The organism is Cupriavidus gilardii (genome assembly GCF_013314895.1).
Lineage (GTDB): Bacteria > Pseudomonadota > Gammaproteobacteria > Burkholderiales > Burkholderiaceae > Cupriavidus > Cupriavidus gilardii_C.
Window position 1 is genome coordinate 37,430 of record NZ_JABTYE010000022.1, and the last position, 21,043, is coordinate 58,472.

12 protein-coding genes are annotated in these 21,043 nt (G+C 67.4%); 7 read left to right on the top strand and 5 right to left on the bottom strand.

Translation table 11 applies throughout. The features are described 5' to 3' along the window. Positions 1-46: 46 nt before the first annotated feature. Positions 47-745, bottom strand: a complete 699-nt coding sequence (locus tag HTY53_RS19645) for a Smr/MutS family protein (protein ID WP_174108175.1) — start codon at positions 743-745, stop codon at positions 47-49. Between the two features lie 107 nt (positions 746-852). Continuing rightward, complete coding sequence (gene trxB / locus HTY53_RS19650; protein WP_174108176.1) at positions 853-1,800, bottom strand: thioredoxin-disulfide reductase; 948 nt, start codon at positions 1,798-1,800, stop codon at positions 853-855. A 183-nt stretch (positions 1,801-1,983) separates the two neighbouring features. Between trxB and HTY53_RS19655 the strand changes: the two genes are divergently transcribed. From HTY53_RS19655 to HTY53_RS19670, 4 genes are all read left to right on the top strand, one after another. Continuing rightward, the gene (locus HTY53_RS19655) at positions 1,984-4,305 is read left to right on the top strand and encodes a DNA translocase FtsK (RefSeq protein WP_174108177.1); all 2,322 of its coding nucleotides are present in this window, start codon (positions 1,984-1,986) and stop codon (positions 4,303-4,305) included. 176 nt (positions 4,306-4,481) lie between these two features. Continuing rightward, on the top strand, positions 4,482-5,123 hold the full coding sequence (gene lolA, locus HTY53_RS19660) for an outer membrane lipoprotein chaperone LolA (RefSeq protein WP_438820975.1): 642 nt from the start codon (positions 4,482-4,484) through the stop codon (positions 5,121-5,123). After that, complete coding sequence (locus tag HTY53_RS19665) at positions 5,120-5,527, top strand: hypothetical protein (protein ID WP_174108179.1); 408 nt, start codon at positions 5,120-5,122, stop codon at positions 5,525-5,527. Before lolA ends, HTY53_RS19665 begins: the two co-directional genes overlap by 4 nt. A 199-nt stretch (positions 5,528-5,726) precedes the next feature. Further along, positions 5,727-6,782 carry a Fe(3+) ABC transporter substrate-binding protein gene (locus HTY53_RS19670; protein ID WP_174108180.1) on the top strand — a complete coding sequence of 352 codons (1,056 nt, stop codon included), beginning with the start codon at positions 5,727-5,729 and terminating at the stop codon, positions 6,780-6,782. 33 nt (positions 6,783-6,815) lie between these two features. Here the strand turns inward: HTY53_RS19670 and HTY53_RS19675 are convergent, their stop codons facing one another. Together HTY53_RS19675 and HTY53_RS19680 are read right to left on the bottom strand one after the other, a co-directional pair. Next, positions 6,816-7,565 (bottom strand): hypothetical protein, encoded by a 750-nt coding sequence (locus HTY53_RS19675; RefSeq protein ID WP_254600031.1) that lies wholly within the window; start codon positions 7,563-7,565, stop codon positions 6,816-6,818. A 167-nt stretch (positions 7,566-7,732) separates the two neighbouring features. After that, the gene (locus HTY53_RS19680) at positions 7,733-9,349 is read right to left on the bottom strand and encodes an ABC transporter permease (RefSeq protein ID WP_174108181.1); all 1,617 of its coding nucleotides are present in this window, start codon (positions 9,347-9,349) and stop codon (positions 7,733-7,735) included. A gap of 166 nt (positions 9,350-9,515) precedes the next feature. Here HTY53_RS19680 and HTY53_RS19685 point away from each other — a divergent pair, with 166 nt between their 5' ends. Together HTY53_RS19685 and HTY53_RS19690 are read left to right on the top strand one after the other, a co-directional pair. Next, a complete protein-coding gene (locus tag HTY53_RS19685) occupies positions 9,516-10,661 on the top strand; it encodes an ABC transporter ATP-binding protein (protein WP_174108182.1) in 1,146 nt (381 codons plus the stop codon). A 137-nt stretch (positions 10,662-10,798) separates the two neighbouring features. After that, positions 10,799-12,133 carry a replication-associated recombination protein A gene (locus HTY53_RS19690; protein ID WP_174108212.1) on the top strand — a complete coding sequence of 445 codons (1,335 nt, stop codon included), beginning with the start codon at positions 10,799-10,801 and terminating at the stop codon, positions 12,131-12,133. 40 nt (positions 12,134-12,173) lie between these two features. Here HTY53_RS19690 and HTY53_RS19695 read toward each other — a convergent pair whose 3' ends face one another. After that, entirely contained in the window at positions 12,174-13,022 is an 849-nt protein-coding gene (locus HTY53_RS19695; protein ID WP_174108183.1) for a response regulator transcription factor, read from the bottom strand. A 289-nt stretch (positions 13,023-13,311) separates the two neighbouring features. On the opposite strand from HTY53_RS19695, the gene HTY53_RS24640 reads away from it, so the two are divergent. After that, a complete protein-coding gene (locus tag HTY53_RS24640) occupies positions 13,312-20,928 on the top strand; it encodes a two-partner secretion domain-containing protein (protein ID WP_217435685.1) in 7,617 nt (2,538 codons plus the stop codon). Positions 20,929-21,043: the final 115 nt, after the last annotated feature.

Below are 21,043 nucleotides of genomic sequence, written 5' to 3' on the forward strand. Positions count from 1 at the left end.
CGTCCGATTGCCTCTCTCCCGCTCGGGAGAGGGGCATCACCGGCCGTCACGCATACGGCTGACGCAGCAACACCATCAAGGCCCCCGAGCCGCCCTCGGCGCCACGCGCCTCCACGAAGGCCAGCACTTCCTCCTTCTGTACCAGCCAGCTGCGCACCTTGCCCTTGAGGACCGGCTGCTTGTCCGGCGAGCCGTTGCCCTTGCCGTGAATCACCCGCACGCAGCGCACGCCGCGCCGCACGCAGCGGCGCAGGAATTCGGCCAGCGCTTCGCGCGCCTCGTCGCGGCGCAAGCCGTGCAGGTCGATCCGGTCCTGCGGCACCCATTCGCCGCGCCGCAGCCTGCGGATCACGTCGTTGCCGATGCCGGGGCGGCGGAACGACAGCGTGTCGTCGGTCTCCAGCAGGTTTTCCACGTCGAAGTGATCGGACAGCGAGGCCGCGAGGACCGCCTGGTCGTCGAGCTGGCTTTGCACCGGCACCGGTTCGGGGCGCCGGGCCGGCGGCATCACGCGATTGCGATCCCGCAATGTCTGGACATTGCCGACACTGTTGCGAAACACATTGGCCTCCAGGGCCGCCTGGCGCGCCGCTTCCTCTGCGGCCAGGCGCTCGGCCTCCCGACGCTCGGCATCGGCCTTCATCTGATCGCGCAGGCGCGCCAGATCGTCGAGGCCAAGGCGGGTACGGGCGGGAGTCGGGGAGGAACCGGCAGGGCGGCCGGATTTGCTGGCACCGTGCTTCATGATGGGAAAGCAGAACCGCCGCGTGGCGGCGGGCAAGACCGTGAAACCGGCAAGGTAACACGATCCGGCACCGAAGGTGGCTCGCCTGGCGGCGAGCCGGAAAGACCTTACTTCAGCGCTTCGACGTAGCGCTGCGCGTCGAGCGCGGCCATGCAGCCGGTGCCCGCGCTGGTGATGGCCTGGCGATAGACGTGATCCTGCACGTCGCCGGCGGCGAACACGCCCGGGATGTTGGTGGCCGTGGCGTCGCCGGACAGGCCGCTCTTGGTCACGATATAGCCGTTGTTCATCTCCAGCTGGCCGACGAACAGGTCGGTGTTCGGCTTGTGGCCGATCGCGACGAACACGCCCGCCAGCTTGCGCTCCTCGGTGGTGCCGCTCTGCACATTGCGGATGCGCACGCCGGTCACGCCCGACTCGTCGCCCAGCACCTCGTCCAGCACGGTGTTCCAGACGATTTCGACGCGGCCTTCCTTCTCGCGCGCCAGCAGGCGATCGACCAGGATCGGCTCGGCGCGGAACTTGTCGCGGCGATGGATCACGGTGACCTTGCTGGCGATATGCGACAGATACAGGGCCTCTTCGACTGCGGTATTGCCGCCGCCGATCACCGCGACTTCCTGGTTCTTGTAGAAGAAGCCGTCGCAGGTCGCGCAGGCCGACACGCCGCGGCCCATGAAGTTTTCTTCGGAGGGCAGGCCCAGGTACTGCGCCGAGGCGCCGGTGGCGATGATCAGCGCGTCGCAGGTGTACTCGCCGGCGTCGCCGACCAGGCGGATCGGGCGCTCGGTCAGCCTGGCCGTATGGATATGGTCGAAGATGATTTCGGTCTTGAAGCGCTCGGCATGCTCCAGGAAGCGCTGCATCAGCTCGGGGCCCTGCACGCCATTCGGATCGGCCGGCCAGTTCTCCACGTCGGTGGTGGTCATCAGCTGACCGCCCTGGGCCAGGCCGGTGATCAGCACCGGCTCCAGATTGGCGCGCGCCGCGTAGACGGCGGCGGTGTAGCCGGCGGGACCGGAACCGAGAATCAGCACTTTCGCGTGTTTGGCCATGATGCGTTCCTGTGGCCGGCGTGCGCGGCGCGCCGGCATGGGTATCGAAAACCCGCATTATAAGTGGACCGGCGTTGGCGCATTGTTGCAAATTCCAATGGCGGCGATAGCCTGCGGCGGGGGTAAAATGCGGCCACCGCAATTCCTCCCGGCGCCGCGGCGCGCCGCGATCTTCAACGACGCATGGCCAGAACCACCACGACCACCCGCACCGATCCTTCCGTCCTGCCTTCCCGCATCGGCAAGCTGTTGGGAGAAGTGCGCTGGTTCCTGCTGCTGGCCGCGACGCTGGCATTCCTGTGCATCCTGGCGAGCTACAGCAAGGCCGACCCCGGCTGGTCGCACGCGAACCAGGTGGCGCAGATCCACAACCTGGGCGGCCGTGTCGGCGCGTGGATCGCCGACGTGCTGTTCTTCGTCTTCGGCTTTTCCGCCTACTGGCTGGGCGTGCTGCTGGTGCGCCGCTGCTGGCGCGGCTGGCGCGTGCTGACCGCCGAATTCCCCGATCAGGCCGCAGAGGCGCGCCAAGGCGTGGTGATCAGCTGGATCGGCTTCGGCCTGACGCTGGCCGCGAGCATGGGGCTCGAAGCGGTCCGCATGTATCCGCTGCGCGAGGCGCTGCCGCGCGCGCCCGGCGGCGTGCTGGGCGATCTGCTCGGCGGCTGGCTGCAGACCGCGTTGGGCTTCACCGGCGCCACGCTGTTGCTGCTGCTGATGCTGGCGATCGGCCTGTCGCTGTTCTTCCATTTCTCGTGGCTGTCGGTCTGCGAGAAGGTCGGCGGCTTCGTCGAGACCGCCTTCCTCGGCTTCAAGGCGCGCCGCGAGAGCAAGCAGGACCGCATCATCGGCGAGGCCGCCAAGGTCGAGCGCACCGAGACCGTCGAGGTCCAGCGCGTGCGCATCGAGGAGGCGGCGCCGGTGCAGATCGTGCGGCCCCAGGCGGTGCCCAAGCACGAGCGGGTCGAGCGCGAGAAGCAGCAGCCGCTGTTCGCGGATCTGCAGGATGCCGATCTGCCGCCACTGTCGCTGCTCGATCCGGTGCCGGCCTCGCAGGAGACCGTCAGCGCCGAGACGCTGGAATTCACCTCGCGCCTGATTGAGAAGAAGCTCAAGGATTTCGGCGTCGAGGTCAAGGTCGTGGCTGCCTATCCGGGCCCGGTGATCACCCGCTACGAAATCGAGCCGGCCACCGGCGTCAAGGGCAGCCAGATCGTCAATCTGGCGAAGGACCTGGCGCGCTCGCTGTCGCTGGTGTCGATTCGCGTGGTCGAGACCATCCCGGGCAAGAACTACATGGGCCTGGAGCTGCCGAATCCGAAGCGTCAGGCGGTGCGCCTGGGCGAGATCCTCGGCTCGCAGGTCTACAACGAGAGTGCCTCGCAGCTGACGCTGGCCCTCGGCAAGGACATCGCGGGCAAGCCGGTGGTCGCCGATCTGGCGCGCATGCCGCACTGCCTGGTTGCCGGTACCACGGGCTCGGGCAAGTCGGTCGGCATCAATGCGATGATCCTGTCGCTGCTGTACAAGGCCAAGGCCGACAGCGTGCGGCTGATCCTGATCGATCCGAAGATGCTGGAAATGAGCATCTACGAGGGCATCCCCCATCTGCTGTGCCCGGTCGTCACCGACATGCGCCAGGCCGGCAATGCGCTGAACTGGGCGGTCGGCGAAATGGAACGCCGCTACAAGCTGATGAGCAAGATGGGCGTGCGCAATCTGGCCGGCTACAACAAGAAGATCGACGAGGCCGCGGCGCGCGAGGAAAAGATTCCCAATCCGTTCAGCCTGACGCCCGATGCGCCGGAGCCGCTCGACAAGCTGCCGATGATCGTGATCGTCATCGACGAGCTCGCCGACCTGATGATGGTGGTCGGCAAGAAGGTCGAGGAGCTGATCGCGCGGATCGCGCAGAAGGCGCGTGCGGCCGGCATTCACCTGATCCTGGCGACGCAGCGGCCCTCGGTCGATGTGATCACCGGCCTGATCAAGGCCAACGTGCCGACGCGGATCTCGTTCCAGGTCAGCAGCAAGATCGACTCGCGCACGATCCTGGACCAGCAGGGCGCCGAGGCGCTGCTCGGCATGGGCGACATGCTGTATCTCGCCCCCGGCACCGGCCTGCCGGTGCGCGTGCACGGCGCCTTCGTCTCGGACGACGAAGTCCACCGCGTGGTCGACCGGCTGAAGGAAGCCGGCGAGCCGAACTATATCGAGGGGATTCTCGAGGGCGGTCTGGTCGACGGCGAGATCGGTGTCGATGGGCTCGGCGGCGGTGCCGGCATCGGCGGTGGCGGCGAGGCCGACCCGCTGTACGATCAGGCGGTCGAGGTGGTGCTGAAGAATCGCCGCGCGTCGATCTCGCTGGTGCAGCGCCATCTGCGCATCGGCTACAACCGCGCCGCGCGCCTGCTCGAGGATATGGAGAAGGCGGGGCTGGTGTCGGCGATGTCGGGCAACGGCAACCGCGACATCCTGGCGCCGGCCGGTGGCGCGCGGGAAGAATAGCGCCTGAGCAATGGCGTCTCTGGAATGGTGCGTGCGGCAGCGCGCGCCGGCCGGCCGGTAATATGCCGTTACGCGTGTCACGCTTGCTGACGCATGCGGGCGGAATCCCGCACCGGTCCTCGGCTCTAATCGAACAGTTACCCAACACAAGGATCGATTGCATGCCTCATCGCGTAATGGCGTCCACCCTTGCCGCCGTCGGCGCCGCCGCCACCCTGGCATGGGCCGCGCTGGCCCCGGCCACCGCGCAAGCGGCCGCCACCGATCAGCTGAAGACCTTCGTCACCACCGTCAAGAGCGCGCGCGGCGAGTTCACCCAACGTCAGGTCAAGGGCGCGGGCGAAGCGATGCGCGTCACCGGCACCTCCAGCGGCACCTTCGTGTTTTCGCGTCCCGGCAAGTTCGCCTGGCGCTATACCAAGCCCTATGAGCAGTTGCTGCAGGCCGACGGCCAGACGCTCTACATCTACGACAAGGATCTGAACCAGGTCACCGAGCGCAAGCTCGATGCCGCGCTGGGCTCGAGCCCGGCGGCGATCCTGTTCGGCAGCAACGATCTGGAGAAGAGCTTCGTCATCAAGGACGGCCCGACCCGCGACGGCATCGAATGGCTGGAGATGACGCCCAAGGCCAAGGACACCCAGTTCGAACGGATCGGCATCGGCTTCAAGGGCGGCAATCTGGAAGCGATGGAGCTGCGCGACGCCTTCGGCAATACCACGCTGCTGACCTTTTCGGCGATGCAAAAGAACCCGTCGCTGCCCGCCGACACCTTTCGCTTCAGCGTCCCCAAGGGCGCTGACGTGATCCGCCAATGAGGCCCGCCACTGTGCGAGGCGCGGCGCTGGCCACCGCGCTGACTGCGCTGCTGGCCACGGGCGCCTGCACTGGCGTCAAGACGGCGGCGGCGAACCGGCAGTTCGACATCGATGCCTTTCTGCGCGCCCCCGACACCACGCTGGCGGAGGTGCTGACCCACCCGGATTTCCTTGCCGCCACTGCAGCCTCGGCCCGCGACTGCGCGACCATGCTGCAGTCCGAGCGCAGCGGCGTGCTGGAGGAGCTGCCCGGCGCCGCGCGCGGCGACGCCTGGCTGCTGCGGCCGACCGGCCAGCCCGGCCGGGTCTGGCTGGTGACGCAGAAGCGCGGCGGCGAACGCGGTTGCCACGGCCCGCTGCCCGCCGATGCGATGGGCGAGCTGGTGTCGCGCGCCAGCGGCTGAGGACGCCGCCGGTCTTCGCTGCAATTTCGCAGCAACTTCGCGGCAACTTCGCCGCGACATCGGCAGGCGACTCCACCGCCCTGTGGCGACGGTTCCACGCGGGGAAACCGACATTGACGCCGAAAACGGGAATCATTATTGTTTGCGCTCGCCCGCTGGCATCTGGCCAGCGGCGCAACCGCAAAGCCCGGAGGAGTCCATGTACGTGTTTCGTCGTCTGCTGCCCGGTGCGGCAGTTCTCGCCATGGCGGCCAGTGCCGCGTCGATTCCCCTGGCCGCGATGGCCCAGGGCTCCCAGGAAAAGGTGCTGAACCTCTATACGGCCCGGCATTATCAGACCGACGAGGCGCTGTACAGCAACTTCACCAAACAGACCGGCATCAAGATCAACCGCATCGAGGGCCAGGAAGACCCGCTGCTCGAGCGGATCAAGAGCGAGGGCGCCAACAGCCCCGCCGATGTCTTCATCACCGTCGATATCGGCCGGCTGTGGCGCGCCCAGCAGGCCGGCGTGTTCGCGCCGGTCAAGTCGAAGGTGCTCGAATCGCGCATCCCCGCCAACTTTCGCGATCCCAACGGCGAATGGTTCGGCTTCTCGGCGCGCGCCCGCGTGATCGCCTACAACAAGGACACCGTCAAGCCGGGCGACATCAAGACCTATGAGGACCTGGCCGACCCGAAGTGGAAGGGCAAGCTGTGCACCCGTTCCAGCGGCCACGTCTACAACCTGTCGCTGATCTCCAGCCTGATCGCGCATGACGGCGAAGCGAAGACCGAGCGCTGGGCGCAGGGCGTCGTCGCCAACCTGGCGCGCACGCCGAAGGGCGGCGACACCGACCAGCTCAAGGCCGTCGCTGCCGGAGAATGCGACCTCGCCATCTCCAACACCTACTACATCGCACGGCTGCTGAAGTCGACCAAGCCGGAGGACAAGGCGGTGGCCGACAAGCTCGGCGTGGTCTGGCCGAACCAGGACAGCCAGGGCGTGCACATGAACATTTCGGGCGGCGGCATGCTCAAGCACGCGCCGAACAAGGAATCGGCGGTCAAGTTCCTGGAGTACCTTGCCAGCGACGAGGCGCAGGCCTACTTCGCCAACGGCAACAACGAATGGCCGGTGGTGCCGAGCGTCAAGGTCGCCAACCCGGCGCTGGAAGCGCTGGGCAGCTTCAAGGCCGACAGGATCAACGTGGCCGAGCTCGGCAAATATCAGCCGGTCGCGCAGAAGCTGGCCGACAAGGCCGGCTTCAAGTGATCGCCGGCTGAAGGGCGCAGCCGGCACCGGTCCTTACGACGGATCGCCGCCGGCGGTGTCCACGCCCATCGGGCCGGCCCCGGTGGCGGCGCTGGCGGTGCTCGCAGTCTCCGCGAACGCCGCCTTGCCGTCCGGGCCCTCGACGCGGCGAAAGGTCAGCTTCGTGCTGCTCGACAAGGCGCGCCTGGCCATCCGGCGCTGCAGTTCCCGCCGCGCCAGATTCATCTGACCCACCGTACCGCTGCCGTACGGCTCCTGATTCAGCGCGGCGAAGGTCGCCAGCGTCGCCCGCAGGGCCGCCAGCGCAGCCTGCGCATCCTTCTTCAGCAAGGCATCGAGCGCCTGGCGCGCGCGCACCTGCGCCTGCAGCAGCGCATCTCCCGGATTGGACTTGGCGCGCACCGCGTCCTGCGGCAGTTGCACACTGCCCGCCAGCCGGCGCAGCCCGGCGCGCACCAGGCCGCCGTCCATCGCCGCTTCCTGCATCACCCAGACCGCATCGTGGCGTAGCCACGGCTCGGGATCGGTCAGCCGGCGCAACAGCGCCGACTGCAATCCCGGCACGTCGAAACGGCCGGTGCGGCGGATCGCATTGATGGCGATGCGGCGCAGCTGCGGATGCTGATCGTCGAACAGTTCCTGCACCACCCGCTCGGCAATGCCTTCCTTGACCACCAGCTCGGCGAGCTCGGTGGCGAAGCCGATCTCCTGCACTGCCGTCAGCTTGTTCTGGCTGGCCAGCCGCGACATCTTGAAGACCAGCATCCGGTAACGAATTTGCATACGACTCCCGCCCATCGTGTTCGAGGAAACCGGGCCGGCTTGCGCGGCCCAGCTTGGCATTCACGGGATATCGGCGGAAATCGGGCGGGCTTTAGTTCGACATGGAGGGCGGGTCAGCGCGCCTGCACCCCAAGCAGGTACGCTGCCAACCGCCTGCGCGCGCTCGCTCAGTCCTGCGCGCTGCGGCGGATCTGCCGCGACAGCACGATCACCGGAATCAGCCCGACCAGCACGATCACCAGCGAGGCGGTGGCTGCCTCGGCCAGCCGCTCGTCGGCGGCGAGGTTGTAGGCCTGCACGGCCAGCGTGTCGAAATTGAAGGGGCGCATCACGAAGGTCGCCGGCAATTCCTTCATCACGTCGACGAAGACGATCAGCGCCGCCGTCAGCAGGCTGCCGCGCAGCATCGGCAGATGCACGCGGCGCAGCGTCGCGGCGGGGCCGTGGCCGAGGCTGCGGGCGGCCGTGTCCATGCTGGGCGTGATCTTCGCCAGCCCGGCATTGACGGTTTGCAGCGCGACGCCGAGAAAGCGCACCAGATAGGCGTAGACCAGTGCGGCAATGCCTCCCGTCAGCAGCAGCCCTGGCGAGACGCCGGTCAGTTGCTGGACCCATCCCGCGATCGCATTGTCGAGCCGCGCCACCGGCACCAGCACGCCGACCGCGATCACCGAGCCCGGCAGCGCATAGCCCATGCCGCAGAGCCGGAGCAGCGCCCGCATCGGCCAGCCGCGGCCGAGCCGGCCGGCATAGCCGATCGCCAGCGCGATCAGCACCGCGGCCAGTGCGGTGACGCTGGCCAGCACGAAGCTGTTGCGCACCAGGCCGACGAAGCGCGGGCCGAACTGCGCATCGCCGTCGGTAAAGGCCATCTCGAGCAGCATCAGCGCCGGGACCAGGAAGCCCAGCAGCACCGGCGTCGCGCAGACCGCCAGCGCAGTCCAGCCGCGCCAGCCGGTCAGCCGATAGGTGGACACGCGCCGCTGGCCGCCATGCACGCGCGCCCGGCCGCGCGAGATCCGCTCGGCCACCAGGATCGCGATCACGAAGGCCAGCATGCAGGCCGACAGCTGCGCGGCGGCGCTCTTGTCGCCGAGCGAGAACCAGGCGCGGTAGATCCCGGTCGAGAAGGTGGGGATGGCGAAATAGGCGACGGTGCCGAAGTCCGCCAGCGTTTCCATCAGCGCCAGTGCGGTGCCGGCCGCGATGCCGGGACGCGCCAGCGGCAGCACGACGCGCAGCACGCTGCGCCACGGTCCATGGCCGAGCAGGCGGGCCGCCTCCAGCGTGTTCAGCGTCTGCTGCAGGAAGGCGGCGCGCGCGGTCAGGTAGACGTAGGGATAAAGCACCAGCGAGAACAGCACGATCGCGCCGCCAAGCGTGCGCACGTCCGGAAACCAGTAATCGCGGGCGCCCCAACCGGTCAGCGCGCGCAGCGCGGTCTGCACCGGCCCGGCGAACTGCAGTGCGTCGGTATAGGCGTAGGCGATCACATAGGCGGGCATCGCCAGCGGCAGCACCAGCGCCCACTCCATCAGGCCCCGGCCGGGGAAGCGGTAGGTGCAGACCAGCCACGCGGTCGGCACGCCGAGCAGCAGCACGCCGACGGCGACGCCGGCCAGCAGCCACAGCGTGTTCGCGATGTACTCGCCGAGCACGGTGTCGACCAGGTGGTGCCAGGTCTCGGTGCTCGGGCTCAGCAGGCTGGATGCCACCACCAGGATCGGCACGGCGATCAGCAGGGCGACCAGCCCCGCCGCCAGCGACAAGGGATGGATTGCCATCGGCCACCGTCCACGCGGTGCCGCGCGAGCGTGGTCGTTATCGGGCAATCGGACGGGCTGGAGCAGGGACATGCGCGACGTTCGGCCAGGGAGGTGCCGCGGACGGCGCGGCTGGGGCATTCTATCAATCGCCGCTCCGGCGTTGCTGATACTTATAATGATTCGCATGTCCGCCTTCGATCTCGATACCGGCCTGGCCACGGCCGCTACCACCCCGGTTGCCTCGCCCCGGTCCGACGCCGTCCCTGCCTCGATTGGCCAACCGGCCGACCTCGTGCTGGAGGTCGAGCACATCCGCCACGGCTTCGACAGCCAGATCGTCATCGACGACCTGTCGTTCTCGCTGGCGCGCGGCAGCATCGGCTGCCTGCTGGGCCCCAGCGGCTGCGGCAAGACCACCGTGCTGCGGGCCATCGCCGGTTTCGAGCCGCTGCGGGGCGGGCGGATCGTGCTGGACGGACAACTGGTCTCGGCACCGGGCATGGCGGTGCCGCCCGAACGCCGGCGCGTCGGCATGGTGTTTCAGGACTACGCGCTGTTTCCGCATCTGAGCGTGGCCGACAACATCGCCTTCGGCCTGCATCGGGAAAGCCGGCAGTCCCGCCGGGAGCGCGTCGCCGAAGTGCTGGAGCTGGTGGGCCTTGCCGGTGCCGGCGCGCGCTTCCCGCACGAGTTGTCCGGCGGCCAGCAGCAGCGCGTGGCGCTCGCCCGGGCGCTGGCGCCGCGGCCCGAGCTGCTGCTGCTCGACGAGCCGTTCTCCAATCTCGACGTCGACCTGCGCGAGCGCCTGAGCCTGGAGGTGCGCGCGATCCTGAAGGCGCAGGGCGCGACCGCGATCCTCGTCACGCACGATCAGCTCGAAGCCTTCGCGATGGCCGACGAGATCGGCGTGATGCACGCCGGTGCGATCGAGCAGTGGGGCACGGCGCATCAGCTCTATCACCAGCCCGCCACGCGCTTCGTCGGCGATTTCATCGGGCAGGGCGTGTTGATGCCGGCGCGCGTGACGGCACCGGGCCAGGTCGATTGCGAGCTCGGCACGCTGCACAGCCGCGATGGACTGGGACTGGCGCCGGGCGTCGATGAAGTGGATGTGCTGATCCGCCCCGACGACATCCTGCACGACGATGCCAGCGCCCTGCGCGCGCAGATCCTGCACAAGGCCTTCCGCGGCGCCGAGATCCTGTACACGCTGCGCCTGGCGAGCGGCGGCAAGGTGCTGTCGCTGGCGCCGTCGCACCACGACCACGGCGTCGGCGACTGGATCGGCATCCGCGTCGAGGTCGACGACCTGGTCGCGTTTCCGCGCTAACGCGAGTCGCGCGGCCTGCAGGCGTCGCCGCGCAAGGATGCACTACACTGGCGCTTTGGCCGGCCGCGCCGCCTTCGCAGAAGGCTGTATCGACATCCACGCGCGCCGCTCGCACCGAAACCCAAGGCTTGACCACCGTGCCGGACACGCTGTTTTCCGAACCCTCCGACGCTTCCCGACAACCGCTGGCCGAGCGCCTGCGCCCGCGCAATATCGACGAGGTCATTGGCCAGCAGCATCTGCTCGGCCCCGGCAAGCCGCTGCGCGTGGCGTTCGAATCCGGCGAACCGCATTCGATGATCCTGTGGGGCCCGCCCGGGGTCGGCAAGACTACGCTGGCGCGGCTGATGGCCGATGCCTTCGATGCCGAGTTCATCGCGCTGTCCGCCGTGCTGTCCGGCGTCAAGGACATCCGCGAGGCGGTCGAGCGCGCCGAGCAATATCGCGCGCACGGGCGCCGCACGCTGGTGTTCGTCGACGAGGTCCACCGCTTCAACAAGAGCCAGCAGGACGCCTTTCTGCCGCATGTGGAAAGCGGGCTGTTCACCTTCATCGGCGCGACCACCGAGAACCCGTCGTTCGAGGTCAACGGCGCCTTGCTCTCGCGTGCCGCGGTCTATGTCCTCAAGAGCCTGGACGACGCCGAACTGCGCCAGCTCGCGCTGCGCGCCAGCGACGCGCTGGGCGGCGTAGCCTGGGACGACGAGGCGCTGCAGCTGATCGTGGCGTCAGCCGACGGCGATGGGCGCAAGCTGCTGAACAATATCGAGATCGTCGCGCGGGCCGCGCGCACCGCCGGCGCGCAGACGATCGACAAGGCGCTGCTCGGCAGCGCGCTGTCGGAGAACCTGCGCCGCTTCGACAAGGGCGGCGATGCGTTCTACGACCAGATCAGCGCGCTGCACAAGTCGGTGCGCGGCTCCGACCCCGACGCGGCGCTGTACTGGTTCTGCCGCATGCTCGACGGCGGTGCCGACCCGCGCTATCTGGCACGCCGGATCGTGCGGATGGCGTGGGAGGACATCGGCCTGGCCGATCCCCGCGCCGCGCGCATGACGCTGGATGCAGCCGAGACCTACGAACGGCTGGGCTCTCCCGAGGGCGAACTGGCGCTGGCGCAGGCGCTGATCTATCTGGCCGTCGCGCCCAAGTCCAACGCCGGCTACAACGCCTATAACGCCGCGCGCGCCTTCGTCGCCAAGGACAAGTCGCGCGCGGTGCCGGTCCATCTGCGCAACGCGCCGACCAAGCTGATGAAGGAGCTGGGCTACGGCCATGCCTACCGCTATGCGCACGACGAGCCCGAGGCCTATGCCGCCGGCGAACACTATTTCCCCGACGACCTGAAGGCGCAGGGCTGGTATCAGCCGACGCCGCGCGGCCTGGAGGGCAAGATCTCCGACAAGCTGCGCCATCTGCGCGAACTCGACCAGGCATGGCATCGCCGCCGCAAGGAGGGCGACAAAGGCTAGCGCATGCGGGACGCAAGGTCCCGGTCCGACCCCGCCGGCCTCAGGCGAACTGCGGTTCGTCGTCTTCCTGCCGGTTGGGGGCAATAGCGGTCGTGCTCCGATCGGCCTGCGTCCGCGCGGCCGTTGCCGCCACGCCACCTTCGCGCAGCGCCGCGCGAAACGCCGTCGGGGTCATGCCGGTTTGCTGGCGGAAGGCCGTCCCAAAGTTCGCCGCGCTGGAGAAGCCGACCTCCTCGGCAATGGCGGTCACGGTCAACGCAGTGTCCGTGAGCAGCCTGCGTGCCACGCGCAAACGTTCCTGGCGCACGAACTCGAATACCGACATGCCGGCGTGCGCGCGAAACGCCCGCGATAGCGTTTTCTCGTGCGTGCCGATCTCGCCTGCGATGCCGGCGAGGCTGTGTGCCTTCGCCAGGTTGGCAACCAGATACCGCTGCGCCGCCCGCGCCAGCACAGCGGCCGCGCTCAGCGGGGCCGTATCGGCATCCTCCGTCGTCCCGTGTCCCGCGCGCAGATGGATCCGTATGCGAGCAAGGACTTCCTCCGGGGCATACGGCTTGGCGATGTAGTCGGCACCGCCGTTGCGCAGTGCGTGCAGCCGCTCCTTCAGATTGCCGCCGCTGCCGAGAAACAGGATCGGGATGGCGGCGATCGCGGGATTGCTCTTCATCAGGCGGCAAGCGCCGAACCCGTCGAGCGTCGGCATCCGGACATCCATCAGGATCACGTCCGGTTCGGCCACGAGTGCCCGCTGGTATGCCTGCATTCCGTCGAACGCCAGGCTGATACGCATTCCGGCCTGGCCGAACAGGGCGAGCAGAGGACGGTGATGGTCCGGCTCGTCGTCGACGATGAGGACATGGGGACCGGATGGGGCCGTGCGATGCATGTTCAGCGATTTGGGGTAAATGGAGTCAACGTCTCTTGCCGTGCCTCACAACGTCAGCCCGATCCAGAGAATGTAAGCAATTGTAAAGGAATGTCCGGGCAACAAAACATTTTGTCCTCGTACCAAAAAGTCAAACATTCGCCACTCTATATAACGGTCCCCGAAGTTTGCATAAGCGGCGTGAACGCCGTCATCTCGCTGGCACGGGTCAGAAATACAAGCGCCAATCGCAACGCCGACAGGCAATCGCGAGCCCGTGCACAGCGCCTTCTTATACGGGGATCTTTCTGTGAATCGCAGCTATCGAGTGGTGTGGAACGCCGTGCTCAACGTCTGGCAGGCGGCGTCGGAGTTGACCAAGGCACAAGGCAAGGGCAAGACCCGCGCGGCTCGCCGAGTGGTGGCACTGGGCGCCGGCGCCCTGGCGTTGTCTGGGGCGCAGGCCGGGACACTGCCCACCGGCGGGCAGATAGTCGGCGGCATCGGCAGCATCGGCCAGGCCGGCAACGCCATGACCGTGCAGCAGGGCAGCGACAAGCTGGCGATCGATTGGCAGAGTTTCTCCATCGGCAAGGACAATCTGGTCCGCTTCGTGCAGCCGGGCGCCGACGCGATCGCGCTGAACCGCGTGCTGGGGCAGGACGTCTCGGTGATTCAGGGCGCGCTGCAGGCCAACGGCAAGGTTTTCCTGGTCAATCCCAACGGCATCCTGTTCACGCCGGGCGCGCAGGTCGATGTCGGCGGCATCCTGGCGTCCACGCTAAAGATCAGCACGCAGGATTTCCTCTCCGGCAACTACCGGTTCAGCGGCGACAGCAACGCCGCGGTGGTCAACCAGGGCAGCATCCGCACCGCGGACGGCGGCCTGGTCGCGCTGATCGCCGCGCGCGTGATCAACGAAGGCAATATTTCCGCCCCGAAGGGCGACGTGCTGCTCGCCGCGGGCAGCAAGGTCAAGCTGGACCTGGGCGGCCCGGTCGCTCTCGAGGTCGAGCAGGGCGCGCTGGACGCACTGATCGAGAACGGCGGCGCGATTCGCGCTGACGCGGGCAACATCCTGCTGACGGCCCGCGCGGCCGAGCAACTGGCCGGCACCGTCATCAACACCACCGGGCTGATCGAGGCGAAGTCGCTCGAGGTCGGCCAGGACGGCACCGTGACCCTGAGCGCCGCGGGTGGCGGCGTCAACGTGGCCGGGACCGTCGACGTGTCGTCGAGCCAGGCCAAGGGCGGCAAGGTCGTGGTGACGGGCACCGACATCGACGTCGCCAGCGGTGCCCGCGTCTCCGCCACCGGCGCCACCGGCGGCGGCGAAATCTATGTCGGCGGCGGCTGGCAGGGCAAGGACCCGGCCATCGCACAGGCCACGAACACCCGGATTGCCCAGGGCGCCGTGCTCGACGCCTCCGCGACCGTCAATGGAAACGGCGGGACCGTCGTGGCGTGGTCCGACATCAGGAACGCCGGCAGCGTCACGCAGGTCGATGGCACGCTGCAGGCGCGCGGCGGCGCGCAGGGCGGCGACGGCGGGCGGATCGAGACCAGCGGGGCGTCGCTGGGCGTGAGCCAGGCCGCCGATGCTTCGGCTGCCAACGGCAAGGGCGGCTTGTGGCTGCTGGACCCGGACGAGGTGACGGTGGCCTCCACCGGCGGGGCGATCGGCGATGCGACCGTCAGCCACGGCGCCATCAACACGGCGCTGGGCGGCGGCACCAACGTCGACATCCACGCGGTCAACAAGATCGACTGGCAGGAAGACTTTCAGGCGACCGTGGCCGCCTCGGGAGCGCGACTGAAGCTGCAGGTCGACAACAATGTCGACGTCGAAAATCTCGATACCGGCATCTTCCTCAACGGAGGCATCGACGCCCGCGGCGCCGGCAATGGCAAGCTCGACGTCGTGCTGGACGGCAACGTCCGCCTCGGCCAGGGCAAGGACATCGGCATCCATTCGAACGGCGGCGACGTGTTGTTTGGCGCCTACGTCGATTCGATTTCCCCGGACAAGGCGCTGGCCGGCAAGCTGCGCATCACGGCTGCCGACGGCACCGTGACGTTCTCCGACATGGTCGGCGGCACCAATCCGCTGGACGCGCTGTACGTCACGACCACCACCAGCGGCAAGACCTACATCAACGGCGCCATCGTCCGGACGCACAACGAGCAGGTCTACGAAAGCCCGGTCGAACTGGGCACCGTGCAGTTCGTCAATCCGGATTTCGAGGATGGCACCAACGGCTGGACGATCGTCGATGGCCGTTTCGTCACCGGCACCACCAAGGTTGACGGCTGGACCTCGCCCACGGATACCACCTACCCCTCGGCGAACAACAGCAACGGCAACAACGGCGACAATCGTGGCAGTGCCACGGGAAGCTATTCGCACGAGGTCGTCGCCGGCAATACCGGCCAGGGCGATGCGCTGAAGCTGACCGTCTCGGGCAACTGCGGCGGCAGCGGTAGCGGCAGCGGATATTGCGTGGTGCGAGGACCGTACGTCGTCAGCGACAGCACGATCGCGCTCGCCAAGGGCGATTCGGTGACGTTCGACTGGACCGCCCAGGCTGGGGCGGGCCAGGATGCCTATGACGTCTTCGGTTACCTGCTGAACGTCAAGACCGGCGAGGCGCAGATCATCCTGAACCGCACCGGCGACTCGGCGACCGGCGGCAGTCCGTGGGGTACGGCGACGGTCACCGCGGACAAGGCCGGCACCTACAAGTTCGTGTTCGTCTCGGGCACCTTCGATTTCACTGGCGGCAACGTCATCGGCGCCAACCTGACGATCGACAACGTCGCGGCGTCGGGCGGTCCGAAGGGCATCCAGGGGTCTTCGATCACCTTCGGCAAGGGCTTGAACGCCACCGACAACAACCTGACGGTGAAGGCCGACGAGATCGACCTCAACGGTCCGGTCGTCGGCAGCGGCAAGCTCGCCTTCGAGACGCTGACCCCCACGACCCACATCGAAGTCGGTGGCGCACGCGCCGACGGTGGCGATTCCACCAGTGACGGCAAGTTGAAGCTGGCCAATGAAGACATCGCCGCATTGGGCGATGGCTTCCAATCCGTACGCATCGGCGACAGCACCATGAAGGGCAATATCTCCATCGTGGAGGACAGCCGCTTCAACGACGATCTGATCATCAATGCGGGAAGCGGCAACATCGCCATCAACGCGGGCCTGACGGTCAAGGACGTGGCAGGTACCGGCAAGGACGATGGCCACAATCCGGTGATCGTGCTGGAGTCGAAGGGCGGCAACGTAACGCAGAACGCAAACGGCGTGCTGGACGCTGGCGGCCTGGTGCTGCTCGGTGATGGCGCGACCCATGACCTGGACAGCGCGGACAACCGCATCGGCACCATTGCCAGCGACACCGGCTCCGTCTCGTATGGCGTGGCGCCGGGGCAGACCTTGACGGTCGGCACGGTGGCGACACGTACCGGCGATACCTACACCGGCATGGTCAACGAGCGGGACACCAGCCTGACGGCCGACGAAATCGACATCGCCGCGACCATCAGCACCCAGCATGGCGGCACGCTGGCACTGAAGCAGAAGACGCCGGGCCTCGACATCCATCTGGGCGGACCGGATACGGAGATCGTCGCCGATGGGGATCCGCTGCGGCTCTCGCAGGCGGACCTGGACAACGTCAAGGACGGCTTCGGCAAGATCGCGATCGGCGACGGCAACACCCGCAACATCACGGTGGATGCCAATACCGGCGTGACGTTGAAGGACGACGTCGCACTGACCGCGGGCGGCAAGTTCGACCTGCAGGGCAACCTGAGCCTGGTCGATCCGCAAGGCAAGGACGAAGACGACACCATCGGCAATGGCCTCGTGCTGACCGTGGATGCTCGCCAGGGGGCCACGCAGGCCGACGGCGCCGTCATCCGGGCCGACGAGCTGGCGCTGCGCGGCGACGGCGAGTTTGCGCTCGGACGCGGCGCTCACGAGGTCAGCGTGATTGCAGCCGATGTCAGCGGCCTGAATTTCACCAGCAGCGCCGGCCTGACGGTGGGCACGGTCGATGGAACGACGGGCATCACGTCCGAGGAAGCCGTCGCGCTGCGCAGCGGCGGTGCGCTGGACATCCAGCAGGGCATCACGGTGACGGCGGGCACGGGGGAAGGCGGTACCGATACCGGTACCCACCATGACGGCGACCGTACCAACGACACCATCACGCTGGAGGCGGCCGGCCCCGTGACGCAGGGCGTCAACGGCAAGCTGGACGCGCATGGCCTCGCGCTCCTCGGCGGCGACGGCATCGATTACGCGCTGGACCGGGCCAATAACCGGATCGACGTGATCGCCAGCGATGCCGGCAAGGTCAATTTCAACAATACCGGGAACAGCGAGGTCGGCACGCTGGCCGGCAAGAAGGCGGACGGCACGTCCTACACGGTGATCGGCGTCGACAACAGCGGCGATGTCAGCATCAAGACCGACGGTGACCTGTTGATCGGCGAGCAGCTGGCTTCGACCGGCAACGTGTTCTTGAATGTCGGTGGCAAGACGACGCAGGACGCCGAAGGCGTGATCAAGGCCAATGGCCTGGCGCTGAGCGGTGGCGATTACGCGCTGAACAACGGTGGCAACATCGTTGGCGACATCGCCAGCAATGCCGGCAAGGTGTCGTTCACGGGCAGTGGCGACCTGAAGGTTGGCACGCTGACCGAGACAGACGGCAATGGCAACGTGCTCCGCAAGGTCATTGGCGTCAACAACACCGGCGACGTCAGCATCAATACCGACGGCAGGCTGACCATCGACGAGCAGCTCGCGTCAAGCGGCAACGTGTTCCTGAACGTCGGTGGCAAGACCACGCAAGACGCAGAAGGCGTGATCAAGGCCAATGGTCTGGCACTGACTGGCGGCGACTACGCGCTGAACAAGGGCGGCAACATCGTCGGCGACATCGCCAGCAATGCCGGCAAGGTGTCGTTCACGGGCAGCGGCGATCTGAAGGTCGGCACGCTGACTGAGACCGATGGCAGCGGCAACGTGGTCCGTACGGTCACCGGCGTCAACAACAGCGGCGACGTCAGCATCGCGACCAACGGCAACCTGTCGATCGGCGAACAACTCGCCACCACCGGCAACGTGTTCCTCGACGTGGCTGGCAAGACCACGCAGGACGTCGAAGGGGTGATCAAGGCCAATGGCCTGGCGCTGACTGGGGGCGACTATGCGCTGAACAACGGTGGCAACATCGTCGGCGACATCGCCAGCAACGCTGGCAAGGTGAGCTTTGCCAACAGCGGCGACCTGAAGGTCGGTACGCTGACCGAGACCGACGGCTATGGCAACGTGGTGCGCGAGATCACCGGCGTCAACAACAGCGGCGACGTCAGCATCGCCACCAACGGCAACCTGTCGATCGGCGAGCAACTGACCTCGATCGGCAACGTGTTCCTGAACGCCGGTGGCAAGACCACCCAGGACGCGGAAGGCGTGATCAAGGCCAATGGTCTGGCTCTGAGCGGTGGCGACTACGCGTTGAACAACGGTGGCAACATCGTCGGCGACATCGCCAGCAACGTCGGCAAGGTGTCGTTCACGGGCAGTGGCGACCTGAAGGTGGGTACGCTGACCGAGACCGATGGCAACGGCAACGTGGTCCGCACGGTCACCGGCGTCAACAACACCGGCGACGTCAGCATCAATACCGCCGGTAGCCTGACCATCGACGAGCAGCTTGCGTCGACCGGCAACGTGTTCCTGAACGTCGGTGGCAAGACGACGCAGGACAGCGAAGGCGTGATCAAGGCCAATGGTCTGGCTCTGACTGGCGGTGACTATGCGCTGAACAACGGTGGCAACATCGTTGGCGACATCGCCAGCAATGCTGGCAAGGTGAGCTTTGCCAATAGCGGCGACCTGAAGGTCGGCACGCTGACCGAGACAGACGGCAACGGCGACGTGGTGCGCAAGGTCATTGGCGTCAACAACACTGGCGATGTCAGCATCAACACCGCCGGCAGCCTGACCATCGACCAGCAGCTCGCGTCGAGCGGCAACGTGTTCCTGAACGTCGGTGGCAAGACCACGCAGGACGCCGAAGGCGTGATCAAGGCCAATGGCCTGGCGCTGACTGGCGGCGACTACGCGCTGAACAACGGTGGCAACATCGTCGGCGACATCGCCAGCAACGCCGGCAAGGTGTCGTTCACGGGCAGTGGCGACCTGAAGGTTGGCACGCTGACCGAGACCGATGGCAACGGCAACGTGGTCCGCAAGGTCACCGGCGTCAACAACAGCGGCGACGTCAGCATCAACACCGCGGGCAATCTGACGATCGACGAGCAGCTCCGGTCGAGCGGCAATGTGTTCCTGAACGTCGGTGGCAAGACCACGCAGGACGCAGAAGGCGTGATCAAGGCCAATGGCCTGGCGCTGACTGGCGGCGACTACGTGCTGAACAACGCCGGCAACATCGTCGGCGACATCGCCAGCAATGCCGGCAAGGTGTCGTTCACGGGCAGTGGTGATCTGAAGGTCGGCACGCTGACCGAGACCGACGGCAACGGCAACGTGGCACGCGAGGTCACCGGCGTCAACAACACCGGCGACGTCAGCATCGCGACCAACGGCAACCTGTCGATCGGCGAGCAGCTGGCGTCGACCGGCAACGTGTTCCTCGACGTGGGCGGCAAGACCACGCAGGACGCGTCGAAGGGCGGCATTCGTGCGGCGGGCCTCGCGCTGAAGGGCGGCGACTTCGATCTGGACGATGGCAGCAACCTCGTCGGCGAGATCGCCAGCCGGTCGCGCGATCTGAGCTTCGCCGGCCAGGGTGACCTGACCATCGGCACGCTGACGGAGTACGCAGTCCGCGATGGCGCGCAGATCGATCAGATCGTTGGCATCGCCAACACCGGCAAGGTTCGTGTGACCACGCCGAACGGCGATATCGCGGTGACGCAAAACGTCGCGACGACCAGCAATGCGTCCGATGCGATCGTGTTGAACGCGGGCGCGGCTCGTGCGGCCGGCGATGCCACCGGCGGCGACGTGATCGTCGCCGCAGGCCGGACGATCGAGGCCGGTGCAGGCGGGCGCGCGGTGATTTACACCGGCAGCGTGGCCGGCAGCGCGGGCGTCGCCGATGTGGTCGGCAGCGGCAGCGGAAAGTTCCGGTACAACAGCTCCGAGACGGAAAGCAACTTCGGCCGTCCGTTGGGCGCGACCGGGACCTACGCGGTCTATCGGGAGCAGCCGAAGATCGTGGTCTCGACCAACGGCCAGACCACCACGCAGAAGATCTACGACGGCAAGCCGGTGTTCGACGGCGGCGGCATGGCGGGCTTCGACGTCAGCGGCCTGGTCAACGGCGATCTGAAGGCGATGCTGGGCGATCCGACGTATCGGACGTCCGGCGTGGCGCCGGGCTCGTACCCGATCGATATCTCGCTGCTCAACGAGCTTGGCTATGCGGTGCAGAACGATCCGAACAACGCGATGCTGACCGTGCGGCCCAGCCAGACCTACGACAGCGCGATCGAAACGATCGGCGCCGTGGTCAGCAATGGCGTGTGGCAGGGCGAAGCCCATGGAGGCCTGGCCGGTCACCGGCGCGACGACGACTATGCCGTCAAGGACTGGGCCAGCTTTGCCGTCACGGGCCTGAACCTGGTGCAGGCGGACGCCCAGTGGCAAGGCGGCACGCCGGGAGCGGGCGGTGCAGCGGGCGCCGGCGGTCGTGCCGCTATCGGCGGCACGGGCAGCGCCAGCGGCGACACCGTGGCGGCCGACACGGGCGCGCGCGATGGCGAAGCAGCCGAACGCCGCGCCGGCCGTCCGGACTGCGTGGCCGGACAGGCCGGCGCCTGCGCCGAGTACGGTCCCCAGCCCGTCTTCGTGGTCAAGGGAGGCGTGCGACTGCCCGAGTAAGGCGGCCGCTGACTATCGCCAGACGACTACCTGACGATCGCTTCGACACGGTTCGTTCCATACCAACATGAAGGGCCGGCATGCCGCGGCATGCCGGCGTCTATTCACAGGTTCC

Coding starts and splice junctions, on each gene's coding strand:
- HTY53_RS19665 (WP_174108179.1), top strand. CDS start 5,120: ATGAGGCCCGCCACTGTGCGAGGCGCGGCGCTGGCCACCGCGCTGACT.
- HTY53_RS19680 (WP_174108181.1), bottom strand. CDS start 9,349: ATGGCAATCCATCCCTTGTCGCTGGCGGCGGGGCTGGTCGCCCTGCTG.
- HTY53_RS19670 (WP_174108180.1), top strand. CDS start 5,727: ATGTACGTGTTTCGTCGTCTGCTGCCCGGTGCGGCAGTTCTCGCCATG.
- HTY53_RS19675 (WP_254600031.1), bottom strand. CDS start 7,565: ATGCAAATTCGTTACCGGATGCTGGTCTTCAAGATGTCGCGGCTGGCC.
- HTY53_RS19685 (WP_174108182.1), top strand. CDS start 9,516: ATGTCCGCCTTCGATCTCGATACCGGCCTGGCCACGGCCGCTACCACC.
- trxB (WP_174108176.1), bottom strand. CDS start 1,800: ATGGCCAAACACGCGAAAGTGCTGATTCTCGGTTCCGGTCCCGCCGGC.
- HTY53_RS19645 (WP_174108175.1), bottom strand. CDS start 745: ATGAAGCACGGTGCCAGCAAATCCGGCCGCCCTGCCGGTTCCTCCCCG.
- HTY53_RS19655 (WP_174108177.1), top strand. CDS start 1,984: ATGGCCAGAACCACCACGACCACCCGCACCGATCCTTCCGTCCTGCCT.
- HTY53_RS19695 (WP_174108183.1), bottom strand. CDS start 13,022: ATGCATCGCACGGCCCCATCCGGTCCCCATGTCCTCATCGTCGACGAC.
- lolA (WP_438820975.1), top strand. CDS start 4,482: ATGGCGTCCACCCTTGCCGCCGTCGGCGCCGCCGCCACCCTGGCATGG.